Below are 13,464 nucleotides of genomic sequence, written 5' to 3'. Positions count from 1 at the left end.
GGCCGATGGCCTGCTACTGGAGGGATTTCTGCAGGGCGGTTACGTCTTGGTCCGACTGCTCTGCGGCCTGGTCCGGGTTGGTCTGGCCGTTGGTCATCGCGCTGATCGCCTTGGGGATGGGCAGTTGGCCCTGGGTGGCGCCGACGAGAGCTCCCTGGCCCTCCTTGAACCCCCAGCGCTGCATGGTGTTGACGCCGGCGACAAGTTGGTCGAGGAGTCCTGCGGGATACGCCTTGTCCAGCGGCTCGCGGGTGTCGACGCCGATGTCGCTCCTGCGCCAGGCGTTCACATATTTCTGCGGATCGGTCGCTGTGCCGTGCCGGACCGGGAGTTGCCCTTCGGCGGACATGCCGAACCACTTCTCGTATCCGCCTGCCATCACATACTGGATCCACTCTTTGGCACCACTGGTGTTGGCGGTCTTGGTGACGGCCCACGAGGCGACTTCGCCGAAAGGGGCGGGTTTTGCGTTGTCAGGACCGGACAGCGCGGTGACCACACCGCTGTTGGCCGACAGAAACTTCTTGTCGTGCACGCACTGGGGGCAACTCGGCAAGGCGTCGTCGCGCAGCCCGGCGAGTTCGTCGAGCAGGGAGGTCGACCAGAGGACCATGCCGGACTGGCCGGCGAAGTAAGTGGCGCGGGTCGAGTCGACGGTCTGGGTGCCGGTGACGCCGTAGGTCTTTCCCAGCTTGTCATACAGGTTGTAGGCGGCCCGGCAGGCCGGGGAGTTCAGGGTGATCTTCGCGGCACTGTTCACCAACTGGCAGTTGTTGGCCAGGGCGATCGATTCGAAGCTCTGCTGTGTGAAGACGTCGGAGGGGTCGGTGGAGACCGACGCCCCTTCTTGCAAGCCGGTCTTTTTTATGGCTTTTGCCGCGTCTACGAGTTTTGTGTACGTATCGGGTGCTGACAGGCCCGCCTTGGCGAACAGGTCCTTGCGGTAGACCAGAAGCTGGAGCCAGGCGTCGGAGGGCACGGCCAGCGGCTTCGACTTGTCGCTCGTCAGCGCCAGGGCGTTGGCGTCGAAGGTGCCTCGGCCGAGGGAGTCCACCACCTGTGCGGCGACCTTCGTGTTCAGCAATCCGTTGGTGTACATCTGCCAGACCTGGCCGATCGGTACGCCGCCGATGACATCGGGCAGGGTGCCCGCCGCGGCCGCCGACATGATCAGCTGCGGCAGCTGGTTCTCATTGATGCCGACCAGCTTCACCTTGACACCGGTCGCCTTCTCGAACCCGTCAACAATCTTGTTCGTGTCGGCGATCTGCGGATCGGAGTTCAGCTCCGACCAGATGGTCAGCCGGTCCGGATGGGAAGCGTTGTTGCCGGCGGCACAGCCGGCCAGCAGGCCCGCCGCCATCACCGCCGCCAGGCCGCCCGCCGCGGTCGTCCTCGACCGGCGGTTCCACTTGAGCATGGCTTGTTCCTCACACTACTTACGCTGGGTGTCACGGCATCACAACACTACTTTTGCGTATTGACAAGACATAACTCTGAGATATCTTCATCCTAAGTAAGGGGAAGACCTGCTCGGTCGAGCCCTCTGTGCCAACTTCTCGGAGCTCCACGTGGAACGCGTCGTCCAGTTCACCGGCCCACGACAGGTCGAAGTCGCCGAGCACGCGAGTGCCCCCCTGCCTGCCGGTCATCTTCGGGTGCGAACCCGCTTCTCAGGCGTCTCGGCGGGTACGGAACTCACCGCGTACCGGGGCACCAACCCATATCTGACGCGCACCTGGGACGCCGAGGCGAGGATCTTCCGCGACGGTGCGGCCGGCATCGAATACCCGGTCGTCGGCTGGGGTTACTCCGAGACCGGCGAGGTGACCGAAGTCTCTCCCGAACTCCTCGGCACCGCCGGACTGCCGTCCGTGGGCGATCTGGTCTGGGGCATCTGGGGCCACCGCAGCGAGGGCATCGTCCCCGCCGAGCGCCTGATCGGACACACACTGCCCGAGGGACTCGAACCGCTCGCCGGTACCTTCGCAAGGGTCGGCGCCATCGCGTACAACGCCGTGCTCGCCGCCGACATCCATGTCGGCGAGGACCTCGCGGTGTTCGGGCAGGGCGTCATCGGCCTGCTCGCCACCCGTCTCGCGCAGCTCAACGGCGCCCGGGTCACCGCCGTGGACGCACTCGAAGGACGACTCGAAACCGCACGGACGTACGGGGCGACCGCCACCCTCGACGCCCGCTCGAGCACAGTCGCCGAGGACATCCGTGCGGCCACCGGCGGCCGGGGTGCCGACGGCGCCATCGAGATCAGCGGCGTCTACCCGGCGCTCCACGAGGCGATCCGCTCCGTCAGCGTGGGTGGACGGGTGGTGGCCTCCGGCTTCTACCAGGGGGACGGCATCGGACTGCGGCTCGGCGACGAGTTCCACCACAACCGGGTCCAGATTGTCTGCTCGCAGATCGGCGGTGTGCCGGCGCAGTTGTCGAACCGCTGGACCGTGGAACGCCTTCAGCAGACGTTCCTCTCACTCGTCGCCCAGGACCGCGTGGACGTGACCTCACTGGTCAGCCACCTCGTTCCGATCACCGACGCCGCCGACGCCTACACACTGCTGGACGAGCGTCCCGCCGACGCCCTCCAGGTCGTCCTGGAATTCTGAAAGGTCCTCCTGATGCTCAAGACCGCTTGCCAGGAGCAGTTGCTGCCCGGGGAAACCCTGCGGGACAAATGGGAATTCGCCCAGAATGCCGGATTTGACGGTATCGAGTTGCGCGCCAAGGGGGATCTGCATTTCCAAAGCCGGCTGCCCGAACTGCGCCGGGCGCACGCCGGAGGTGTGGTGATGCCCACCGTCTGCGTCGACATGCTCCACTTCTTCGGCGCCTTCGACGAGGACCTGCGGCGCGACGCCATCGTCCAGATGAAGTCGCAGCTCTCGGTGATCGCCGAGCTCGGCGGACTCGGCGCCCAGACCCCCGCCTCGTACGGAATGTTCTCGCGGAGGCTCCCGCCCTTCGAACCGCCCCGCGGCGAGGAGGAGGAGCGCACGGTTCTGCTCGAAGGGCTCACCGAGCTCGGCCAGCACGCCCGCAGCGAAGGCGTGCGCCTGTTCCTCGAACCGCTCAACAGGTACGAGGACCACATGGTCAACCGCCTCGAACAGGCCGCCGACCTGATCTGCGCGGTCGGGCTCGAATCGGTGAAGATCGGCATCGACAGCTACCACATGAACATCGAGGAGGCCGACCCGGCGGCAGCCATCCTGGCCGCCGCTCCCTACATCGGGCACGCCCAGGTCAGCGACTCCAACCGCTTCCAGCCCGGCGCCGGCCACCTCGACTGGCCGGCCTGGCTCGGCGCCTTGCACACCATCGGCTTCAGCGGCTATCTCGCCGCCGAATGCAGGCTCACCGGCGAGCCGGTCCAGGCTGTCCGTTCCATCCCCGCCTTTCTTCACAGGTCCGGCGCGTGACCTCCGTTCTCAGAATGCCGATGACTCCCCTCTCAGCAAACCCGGCCGCATCCGACCCCAACGGGACCCTGCGCGACGCCGCCGCGCGTGTTTTGTTCAGCAACTGGACCGGCGCCTCCACCGTCCCCTCGCACACCCTCTATCCACACCAGTGGAGTTGGGACTCCGCATTCATCGCGATCGGGCTCCGCCATCTGTCGCCCCGCCGCGCCCAGCGCGAGCTCGAGTCGCTCTTCGGCGCACAGTGGGCCGATGGACGGGTCCCTCACATCGTCTTCAACCCGGCCGTCCCGCTCGACGCCTACTTCCCCAGCCCGGACTTCTGGCGCTCGACCACGGCCGGCGCCGCGGCGGGAGCGCCCCGCTCACTGGAGACCTCCGGCATCGTCCAGCCGCCGGTTCACGCACTGGCCGCTTGGCTGGTGCACCAGGCAGACCCAGGGGCTTCGCATGCCCGGGGTTTTCTGACCAGGATCTACCTCAGGCTGACCGCCTGGCACGGGTATCTGGCCGAGCACCGGGATCTCGGTGGGCACGGACTCGCCTCGGTGGTCCACCCCTGGGAACCGGGTATGGACAACAGCCCTTGCTGGGACGGTCCGCTCTCCCGGATCACACCCGCCCCTGCATCGTCGTTCCGCCGCGCCGACCTCACCCACGGAGAGGCCGCCGACCGGCCCACCGACATGGACTACCGGCGCTACGTCCGGCTCGCCGCCGACTACCGCGAAGCCGGCTATCTGGATCGGGCCGCGGACCACGCGTTCGTCGTCGAGGATCCCGCTTTCAACTCGCTGTACATCGCCTCCGAGCACGCCCTCGGGGCCATCGCCGAAGCCCTCGGACGGGATCCGGAACCGCACCTCACCCGTGCGAAGGAACTGACCGGGCAACTGGTGGAACGGCTCTGGGCCCCGAAAGCTGGGCTGTTCCTCAGCCGCGACGTGCGCACGGACCGCCTGATCCATGACAGGAGCGTCGCCGGGCTGCTGCCGCTGCTGGTCCCGGGGCTGCCCTCGGACATCGTCGGGGCGCTGCTGCGTACCGTCTCCGGGGAACACTTCGGACTCGGCTCCACCACCGCCCTCGTCCCCAGTTACGACTTGCTGGGCACCGCGTACGACTCGTCGCGCTACTGGCGTGGCCCGGCCTGGTTCAACATCAACTGGGCGCTGGAACGCGGGCTGCGGCAGTACGGCGCCACCGACCGAGCCGACGACCTCGCCACCTCGGTCCTCGCCTCGGCCGGCGCCTCCGGATTCGCGGAGTACGTCGACCCGTACACCGGGGCCGCGCGCGGCACCACCAGCTTCAGCTGGACCGCCGCTGTCGCCCTCGACCTGCTCGCCGCGGCCGGCACCGGACGGTGCCCGTCATGAGGGAGAAGCGTCAACTCCTGGTGCATGCCGGGACGTTCGCGGTACTCGACGCCCAGGGTGACATCGAAGGGAGCCGGGGCACCGCACCCGACGGCATGTTCGTACGCGACGCCCGGCACCTCAGCCGCTGGCAGCTCACCGTGGACGGCGTCGCACCGGCCGTACTGGTACCGGCCGGTGACGGCGAGAGCGACGCCGCCACGGTCCTCACCCCGCCGGGCACCCGCGACGAACCGCCCTCCTGTACGTTGTTCCGTCGGCAGGCCCTCTACGAGGGCCGACTCACCGAGACGATCACCGTGGTCAGTAACGTCTCCCGAGCCACCTGTGTCACCATCGCCGTCGAGGCTGATGCCGATTTCACCGACCAGTTCGAGCTGCGCTCCGACCGACGTACCTACTCCAAACCCGGTGCCACGCGCGCTGTTCTGGAGCGCCCCGACGGCCTGGAGTTCGGCTACCGCCGCGACGACTGGCACTCGGGTACCACTGTCACCGCACATCCGCCGCCTACCCTGGTCGGCACGACCGGCAGCGCGTCACCCGGAAACACCGCTCGCAGCCTCGTCTGGCAGCTCGAACTGCCCGCCCACGCCCGCGCCGAACTCACCCTGAACGTCACGGCGGAGGCGCACGGAGCCCCGCCCCTGGCTGATCTGCCGAGCACCCCCGGCCAGGTGCGTCGCCGGACACGTCTGGCAAACGAGCCGTACACCCGGGGTGCGCCGCTTCCGCTGCCGGACCCGGCCGACCGTACGGTCCAGACCGACCTCGCCGTCGAACTCGCCTCGGCCTGCGCCCAGGGCATCGCCGACCTGGCCCGGCTACGGGTCCCCGCCACCGGCCCCGACGGTGAGGCACTCCAGGTCCCTGGGGCGGGCGTGCCCTGGTTCCTCACCCTGTTCGGCCGGGACTCGGCTCTGACCTCTTTCTTCGCACTGCCCTACCGTCCCGAAACAGCCAGGGCCACGCTGCTCGCCCTCGCCGCGACCCAGGCCACCGGGTACCTCCCGGACCGGGTCGCCCAGCCCGGCAAGATCGTCCACGAGGTCCGGCACGGCGAACTGGCCCACTTCGGGCAGGTGCCGTACGGGCGTTACTACGGCTCGGTGGACAGCACCCCGTTGTTCCTGGTTCTGCTCCACGCCCACGCCGCACAGACCGGAGACCCCGCGGTCGCCCGGCGGCTGGAGGGCCACGCTCGTGCCGCGGTCGACTGGATGTTCCACGACGGCGGACTTGGAAGCCGCGGCTATCTCGTCTATGAGGCTCACGAACAGGGTCTGGCCAACCAGAACTGGAAGGACTCCGCAGGCGCCGTCTGCTTCCGCGACGGTACCCAGCTCACCGGCGCCATCGCCGTGGCCGAAGCTCAGGGCTACGCCTACGACGCACTCCGGCGCACCGCGAACCTCGCCCGTACCGTGTGGCGGGACCCCGGCTGGGCGGAGCGACTGGAGGACGCGGCAGCGCGCCTGCGGAAGCGATTCCAGCGGGACTTCTGGCTGCCTGCCGGGGGCCCCGACGACCAGGGATTCCCCGCGCTCGCCCTGGACGGGGCCGGCCGGCCCGCCGGCACCCTCGCTTCCGACGCGGGGCATCTGCTCTGGTCGGGCATACTCGACGAGGACCGCGCCCGGGCTGTCGGCCGGCGACTGCTGGAACCGGACTTCTTCTCCGGCTGGGGTATCCGCACGCTCGCGTCGGGGCAACCCCCGTATCACCCGCTGTCCTACCACCGGGGCAGCATCTGGCCGCACGACAACGCGATCATCGCACTGGGCCTGGCCCGCTACGGGATGCGTGAACAGACCGAGACTCTGGCTGCCGGGCTGCTCGCCGCCGCGTCGCATTACGGTCATCGGCTTCCGGAGGTCATCGCGGGCTACCCGCGCGAGAGGGGCCAGGGCCCGATTCCGTATCCCCACGCCAACTCCCCCCAGGCGTGGGCTGCCTCGACACCGCTGGCAATGCTCACAGCGGTGCGCGCCGGTCGTACGGAGACCTGACCCTCCGTACGACCGGCGCGCGCCGGACGACAGAGCGGGGGCGCCGGCCGCGGAGCCCCCGCCCTGTCGTCCCTCATCTCCAGGTCATATTGATCTCCCGCTCGAAATTGCTGTATCCGGCGCGCCGGAAGGCGTTCGCCATGGGGACGTTGCCGAGGTCCGTGGCCGCTCGGATGCGGGGAACGCCCTGTTCGGCGAGGACGCGGGTGCCCTCGCCGAGGATGTCGTCGATGTAGCCGTTGCCACGGTGCGCGGGCAGGACCGCGATGTAGGCGATGATCGGGTTGTAGTCGTTGCGGGCCGGTATGACGAACCCCACCGGCTCCCCATCGGGCAGTGTCGCGATCCGCCACCAGTCCCGGGGGCTCGTGTAACGCGCGAGTTCCTCGTCGTACTGCTTGACCGCCGCTTCGTGGACGGACATCCGGGTCAGGTCGTCACGGCCATGGGCGTCCAGTGTCCCGTCCAGCACCAACGCCATCAGCGCCACGAGCTCCTCGGCGTCGTGGACTCCCCGGAACGCGAGGCGTCCGCCGGGCTCGGGAACCGGCGATTCCGGACGCCATTCCAGACGCAGCCGTTCGACGAAGAGCCGGGCACCGACCCGTTCCAACGCTGTCATGCGGTCCTCGACCGGCTGTCTGGTTCCCGCGTTCTCGCGCCAGTCCGGCGGGACGAAACGGCTGTAGTCAGGAGGAGGCGAACCGTTCGGGAGTGCGGTTGCCGTCGCGGCGCGCAGAAGTCGCACCCCGATGTCCACGCGATCGGGACCCGGGGCGCTGTCCTCGACGTCGAGGACATCCAGGATGAGCGGTACGTCGCCGCCTTGCCGGCCCCACCAGGCGGCCCTGGCCAGCAGTCGGTCACCGCGCAGGGCGACCCACATCCATTCGGGGCGTCGACGGCCGGCGGCAAGGTCGTCCGCCAGTTCCTCGTTGAGGACGTACGGCAGTTGGCAGAAGAGGTCGAGTTCTTCGCGTCCGGTGATCGGACGCATGGTCAGGTCGTTCTGTTCCACGGTCAAGGCACTTCCGGTGAAGGCGCCTGTGTCCGCTCCGGGGTCAGACGCGGTCCGCGCCCCGGGAGGAGACAAGCGCGGTGATCATGGCGATCATGGGCTTATCCCTCCTCTCGCTGTCGTGGCCCCTCCACCCTCGCGGTGAGAGGTCCAGGCACAACGTCTACCCAACGGCGGCTCTGTCCGCAAACTGTTTTCGATCATCTGCTCAGGCCGGAGACGGGCGGCGGGTCCCGTCCCGTCGACTTCCGCCGCACAGAGAACTGGCGCGGCTCGGCGGCAGCGGCCCGCGGTATGTAGCCGGGCCGCCGGCCGCCGAACACCGTGGCCTGGTGTCAGAGACTCATCGACGGAGGCGCGTCACGTGCGTCGCTGCCCCAGCGGGTGTTGGGCCGGGCGCCCATACGAAGGGTGAGAACGCCGCCGGCGACGACTTCCGCGTGGCTGAGCCAGGGGCGGCCGAGCGGCCTGCCGTTGAGCCGCGCGTCCTGGATGTAGACGTTCTCGGGCGAGTTGTCGGCGGCCACGACCGTGAACGAACGCTCACGGCCGCCGGAACTGACCCGCATGGTGGCCGTGTCGAACAGCGGGCTGCCGATCGCGTAGTACGGCACTCCCGGACACACCGGATACAGGCCGACGGCGCTGAACACGAACCAGGCCGATGTCTGACCCGCGTCGTCGTCACCGAGCAGGCCGTCAGGTGTCGGGCTGTACGCGGTATCCATGAGGCGGCGAACCCACTTCTGGGTGAGGTGGGGCGCGCCGACATGGTCGAAGAGGTAGCTCACGTGGTGACTTGGTTCGTTCCCGTGATCGTAATAGGCGCCGGTGAACCCGGTCTTCGCGCTGTTCTCGAACGTCGTGCTGAGCCGGTCCCGCACGGCGTCGCGGCCCCCGAGCAGTTTCGCCAGGCCGGCCGGGTCGTGCGGAACGAAGGAGGTGTAGATCCACGGGGTCGATTCCGTGATCCACGTCTGGGTGGCGAGCGGGTCGGCCGGTGTCACCCAGGAGCCGTCCTCGTGGCGGCCGCGCGCCGCCTTGGTAGTGGGATCGATGGCGTTGCGGTACCAGCCCGCACGCCGCGTCAGATCCTTGGCGTCGTCCTGGTGTCCGAGCTTCCGCGCGAGCCGGCTGAGGGTGAAGTCGTCGTACGCGTACTCCAGTGTGCGGGAGACCTGCTCGCCCTTGTGGAAGGAGTCGGCGACCGGGTCCTCCAGCGGGATGTAACCGTATTCGAGGTAGCTGGCGAGCCCCCTGCGCCCCTTGCCGAGCAGGTACTGGTCCTGTTCGGGCACGACGTAGGCGTTCTGCCGCATGAGGCGGTACGCGGTTTTGATGTCGAAGCCCCTGAAGCCCTTGAGGTACGTGTCCACCAGGGTCGCGGTCACATGATCGCCGATCATCTCCGCCGTGTAGTTGTTCCACATCGGGAAGATGGGCAGGAAACCTCCCTCGGTGCCCATGTCGGTCAGCGACTGCGCCATGTCGTCGACCCGTTCGGGCTGTACGAGGGCGAGCAGCGGATGCACGGCGCGGAAGGTGTCCCACATGGAGAAGTCCATGTACCGGGGACGGGTGGCGCGCACGATCTCACCTGTGTCGAACGCGGGGCAGGAACCGTCGACATCGCTGAACAGGCGTGGCAGCAACATGCTGTGATAGAGCGCGGTCGTGAAGACCGTCCGCTGATCGCTGCTGCCCCCGGTGACCTCGATGCGGCCCAGCGCCTCGTCCCAGGCGCGCCTGGCGGTCGTACGCACGCCGTCGAAGTCCCAGCCGTGGATCTCGGCGTCGAGGTTCGCGCGGGCGCCCTCGACGCTGACGAACGAGGTGCCGACGGTGACGAGCAGGCTGCTGGTGCCGCCCCCGGCGAAGCGGGCATAGGCACCGGGCCGGTCGGACGCGGTTTTCGCACCGGGCTGCGGCTGTTCCCCGAGATTCCATGTGCCGTACTCGGTGGGAGTCTCCTCGAACCGTACGACGAAGTACCCGCTCAGCCTGGCTGTCTCACCCGCCCCCTGGTAGAGCCGGTGGACCGGATTGCACCCGACGATCTCCCGCCGCTCGGGAAGGACCTGAATCCATCCCTCGCCCTGGGGCGGCTGCCCGCTGGGCTCGTAGGCGGCGTCGGAGTCGACCACCAGATACCGCTGATCGGCGGAGGGAAAGGTGAAACGCAGGAATCCGGCGCGGGCCGTGCCGGTCAGTTCGCTGGTGATCCCGTCCGCCGTCCGTACCCGGTAGTACGAGGGCGACGCCGACTCGTCCTGGTGCCGGAAGGCCACGGCCCGTTCTTCCGGTGTGGGGCGCAGCGTGTCCAGCAGGGGCATCAGTGTGACGCTGCCGTAGTCCTGCATCGCGCTGCCGCTCGGCCAGTGCGATCCGCGGAATCCCACGAGGGTGCTGTCTCCGTACAGATACGGTGCGACCCCCTTCGTGGCCGGAGCCGACGTGGAGGGTGACCACTGCGTCATGCCGAACGGCACACCGGCGAAGGGGGACGTCTTGCCGTGATCCACCTGGGTGCCGATGGTCGGATCGACGAAGCCGGAAGGCGATGGCCCCCGGCCCCGGCGCGGCGCGGCGGAGGCCACACCCTGCGGCAACGCCAGTCCCAGGGCGAGCGCGCCGAGTCCGGCTCCTCCGGCCGCCAGAACGCTGCGACGGCTGGGCGGCACAGCGCCGGCCTGTCCGGTTTCCTCTGTGGTCATGTGCAGTCATCATCCTTCGTGGCGCGCCCGGTACCAGCAGCCGAGCCTCACAGAAGACAACGTTGTCAAAAGCTACTGACAGACTGCTGCCTCAAGCGACCGAACCTTGTGGAAACCGGACTTGTGGAACAGCGACTCGCTCGTGGAGCAGCGGATACGTGAGTTCGCGAACCCGTCGGATCGCGTCCCTCGGGCCGCCGACACCACGCGCACCGAGGTTGCTACGCACGCGCGGCTCTGTCAACCACCTGCGGCGGGGCCGGCTCCAAGGACGGCGGCGACGGCACCTGCCGGATGGTTTCTCCTGACGGCGTGTCAGTTCGGGATCGCGTGCGGTGCGGATCGTACGCTGAGCCGGCGGCCTGGGCAGCCCTCGGGCGTCGCACCACGAGGACGCCGCAGATCTCTGCGCTGAGCGCGTGACCTGCCTGTGCGCCTCCCCTCACCACCATCCCGGAGGCGAACATCAATTCCCGTTTTCTCACGCCTCGCGTCTTCACCAGTCTTCCGCTGGCCGGCAACTACGCGGCGGCGATCACCCTCGCGCTGCTGGCGCTGAGCCCGTTCCTGGTCCTCACGACGGCGCTGTCCCTGTTCCAGCCCGTACTGATGGAAGAACTGAGCGCCAGCCGTTTCCAGCTCCAGCTCACGAGCGGACTCTCCAATGCCGGATACGCGTTCGGCGCGGTGGCGGCGGCCGACCTCTTCCAACGAATCCCGGCGCGGCATCTCTACATCTTCTGCGAATCCGGTTTCGTGGTGAGTTCCGTACTGGCGCTGAGCGCCCGGGAGATCGGCCTGTTCATGGCCGGCGTGATCCTCCAGGGGCTGTTCACGGGCATGCTGCTCGTCCTCGCGCTGCCGCCGCTGATCCTGACCCAGGGCATCCACCAACTGCCGACCACCTCCGCCGTCATCAGCATCGGACTCTTCGGCATGGTCACCGCCGGGCCCGTGATCGGCGGACTGATCGGGACCTACAGCGGATGGCGCCTGCTGTACACCTCCATCGCCGTACTGGCCGCGATCGGACTGGCCGTCGGAACCATGGCCTTCGCACCCAACGAACCACCGGCCAAGGGCGCGCGCTTCGACTGGACCGCCATCCCACTCGCCGTCGCGGCCACCGCTCTGCCGTTCTTCGGTGTCTCCTGGCTGACGCGCGGAAACTTCAGCGACTGGGAGTTCATCGCACCGGTGGTGGTCGGCATCCTGGCCGGCATGCTCCTTCTGGTGAGTCAGTACGTCAAGACCACACCCCTGATGCCGGTACGGATCATCAGCAACACCCTGCCGGTCACCGGCACACTCAACGCCATGGTCGTCGGCGCGGCCTTCACCACCCTGCTGGAGCTGGTCGAGGTCTACATGCTCCAGGTTTCCGGCTACTCCCCGGTGAAGACCGGCCTGCTCATCGCACCGGAGATCGGCGGCATCGTGGTGTCCGCCATCCTGTTCAGCAAGGTCATGTCCACGCGCTTGACCCCCTATCTGGCGCTGTCCGGACTCCTCAGCATCGTGGCGGCCGCCGGGGTGCTGCTGGCCCTGACCCCGTCGAACGTGACCACCATCGTCCCCATCGTGGCGATCCTCCTGGGGTACGGAGCCGGCGCCGGTGTGGTGCCGGGCCTGTTCCTGGCCGGTTTCTCCGTCTACTCGACCCAGCTCGGCCCGACATTCGCCCTCGTCGAGCTGGTGCGCTCCGAGGCCGCGTTCCTGATCGGTCCGGTCCTGGTGCATCTCGCCGTTATCCAGGGCAGCTTCACGGGCGGCTTCCAGCTCGCCGTGGAGATCATGCTGGCCTTCACCGGGGCCTCCGCGATCGTCCTGCCCGGTGTCTTCCTGCTGGGCGGCGCCCGCCCGGAGCCGCCGGACCTCGCAGGCTGGCTCGCCGGCACCTCGACCGGTTACCACTCACCGCCCCTGGGGAGCGCGATCCGCAAGTCCGCGCCCACGCCGTAGCGGTTCACGCCCGCCCGGGACCCGAGATCAGGCGGGAAGGCCGCGCCGGGACCCGCCCTCCGCGGCGGGCCCCGGCCCCTTCGGCGGCCCCACCGATATGCGTTGGGCCACGACCTGGATGAGTGAGGCCAACAGGTGGATCGGTCCCGTGCTCGGTCTGCCCGAGTTGCCGTTCGTCGATTTCGGCGAGGCCCTGCTCAACGAGCGCCCGGACGGCGTCCATCCGTACAGCGGGCATCTGCCCGTCCTGATGGCCCGTCCTGGCAGGAGAGGCATCTCCCGTGGCCGCGTTTTCGGCGCGGAAGGCAGAACAGGGCCCGGACAACCCGTCCGGGCCCTGTTCGTACGCCGCGAATGTCCGTCAGTCGCCGGTGTTGGTGGCCCAGACCGGCTGGTTGGACTTGTTGTAGACGACGACGTTGCCGTCGTCCTGGACGGCGAGGTAGCGGCCCTTCTGCCAGGTTCCGGCGGCCCAGAGCGCCTTGCCCGCCTTGTTGTAGACCACGAGGTTGCCGTCCTCCTGCATGACCAGGCGGTCGGCGTTGGGGTAGACGTTCGGAGCCTGCCAGGCGGCACGGTTGTTCTTGTAGAGGACGACGTTGCCGTCGCTCTGAACACGCAGGATCGCCCGGCCGTTGCCGGAGGTCCACGCCTGGTTCTTGCCGAGAGTCGCGGGCGCGAAGAAGCGGGAGTCGCTCCGCAGCGCCTTCTGGGACTGAGTGCTCTGGACGGTAGGGGGGCTCGCCACGGCATCAGCGGCAGGAGCGGCGGCCAGGATGGGCAGGACTGCGAGGGCGAACGCGGGAAGACCGCGCCACACGAATTTCTTGGTCACAACGCGAAGTTAGGCAACCCCCGTACGTCCGGGACAGACCTACAGCCGCGAACTCACCCGCATGGTCCAGCGAATTCATCGCCGAAACGACACTGCACACGGCCCGCAGCCAACTT

Annotated in this window: 9 protein-coding genes; 5 read left to right on the top strand and 4 right to left on the bottom strand. The window is 68.4% G+C overall.

All coding sequences use genetic code 11. The features are described from left to right. Nucleotides 1–13 precede the first annotated feature (13 nt). Nucleotides 14–1,420, bottom strand: a complete 1,407-nt coding sequence (locus tag QR77_RS40620; protein WP_040026910.1) for an extracellular solute-binding protein — start codon at nucleotides 1,418–1,420, stop codon at nucleotides 14–16. A 151-nt stretch (nucleotides 1,421–1,571) separates the two neighbouring features. Between QR77_RS40620 and QR77_RS40615 the strand changes: the two genes are divergently transcribed. The 4 genes from QR77_RS40615 to QR77_RS40600 are packed head-to-tail and all read left to right on the top strand — an operon-like array spanning nucleotide 1,572 to nucleotide 6,819. Further along, nucleotides 1,572–2,618 carry a zinc-binding alcohol dehydrogenase gene (locus tag QR77_RS40615; RefSeq protein WP_040026909.1) on the top strand — a complete coding sequence of 349 codons (1,047 nt, stop codon included), beginning with the start codon at nucleotides 1,572–1,574 and terminating at the stop codon, nucleotides 2,616–2,618. Nucleotides 2,619–2,630: 12 nt separating this feature from the next. Further along, entirely contained in the window at nucleotides 2,631–3,431 is an 801-nt protein-coding gene (locus QR77_RS40610; RefSeq protein ID WP_040026908.1) for a sugar phosphate isomerase/epimerase family protein, read from the top strand. A 20-nt stretch (nucleotides 3,432–3,451) separates the two neighbouring features. Beyond that, nucleotides 3,452–4,810, top strand: a complete 1,359-nt coding sequence (locus QR77_RS40605; RefSeq protein WP_236711024.1) for a hypothetical protein — start codon at nucleotides 3,452–3,454, stop codon at nucleotides 4,808–4,810. Beyond that, complete coding sequence (locus tag QR77_RS40600; RefSeq protein ID WP_040026907.1) at nucleotides 4,807–6,819, top strand: glycogen debranching N-terminal domain-containing protein; 2,013 nt, start codon at nucleotides 4,807–4,809, stop codon at nucleotides 6,817–6,819. The genes QR77_RS40605 and QR77_RS40600 overlap by 4 nt, the downstream gene beginning before the upstream one ends. A 73-nt stretch (nucleotides 6,820–6,892) precedes the next feature. On the opposite strand, the gene QR77_RS40595 is transcribed toward QR77_RS40600, so the two are convergent. Then, nucleotides 6,893–7,816, bottom strand: coding sequence for a GNAT family N-acetyltransferase (locus QR77_RS40595; RefSeq protein ID WP_040029540.1), 924 nt, complete (start codon nucleotides 7,814–7,816; stop codon nucleotides 6,893–6,895). A gap of 356 nt (nucleotides 7,817–8,172) precedes the next feature. Beyond that, nucleotides 8,173–10,551, bottom strand: a complete 2,379-nt coding sequence (locus tag QR77_RS40590) for a GH92 family glycosyl hydrolase (protein ID WP_052489474.1) — start codon at nucleotides 10,549–10,551, stop codon at nucleotides 8,173–8,175. Nucleotides 10,552–11,001: 450 nt separating this feature from the next. Here QR77_RS40590 and QR77_RS40585 point away from each other — a divergent pair, with 450 nt between their 5' ends. Then, a complete protein-coding gene (locus QR77_RS40585) occupies nucleotides 11,002–12,513 on the top strand; it encodes an MFS transporter (protein WP_347359832.1) in 1,512 nt (503 codons plus the stop codon). Between the two features lie 361 nt (nucleotides 12,514–12,874). Here QR77_RS40585 and QR77_RS40580 read toward each other — a convergent pair whose 3' ends face one another. Beyond that, nucleotides 12,875–13,348 carry a hypothetical protein gene (locus QR77_RS40580; RefSeq protein WP_040026906.1) on the bottom strand — a complete coding sequence of 158 codons (474 nt, stop codon included), beginning with the start codon at nucleotides 13,346–13,348 and terminating at the stop codon, nucleotides 12,875–12,877. Nucleotides 13,349–13,464 lie beyond the last annotated feature (116 nt).

Source organism: Streptomyces sp. 150FB, assembly GCF_000818195.1.
Classification (GTDB): Bacteria; Actinomycetota; Actinomycetes; order Streptomycetales; family Streptomycetaceae; genus Streptomyces.
The sequence above is the reverse complement of the archived record's forward strand: the minus strand, read 5'-3'. Positions and strand labels throughout refer to the sequence as shown.

What these genes read in the sequence shown, in the direction of transcription:
- QR77_RS40620 (WP_040026910.1), bottom strand. Translation starts at nt 1,420, where the DNA reads ATGCTCAAGTGGAACCGCCGGTCGAGGACGACCGCGGCGGGCGGCCTG.
- QR77_RS40610 (WP_040026908.1), top strand. Translation starts at nt 2,631, where the DNA reads ATGCTCAAGACCGCTTGCCAGGAGCAGTTGCTGCCCGGGGAAACCCTG.
- QR77_RS40605 (WP_236711024.1), top strand. Translation starts at nt 3,452, where the DNA reads ATGACTCCCCTCTCAGCAAACCCGGCCGCATCCGACCCCAACGGGACC.
- QR77_RS40600 (WP_040026907.1), top strand. Translation starts at nt 4,807, where the DNA reads ATGAGGGAGAAGCGTCAACTCCTGGTGCATGCCGGGACGTTCGCGGTA.
- QR77_RS40595 (WP_040029540.1), bottom strand. Translation starts at nt 7,816, where the DNA reads ATGCGTCCGATCACCGGACGCGAAGAACTCGACCTCTTCTGCCAACTG.
- QR77_RS40590 (WP_052489474.1), bottom strand. Translation starts at nt 10,551, where the DNA reads ATGACCACAGAGGAAACCGGACAGGCCGGCGCTGTGCCGCCCAGCCGT.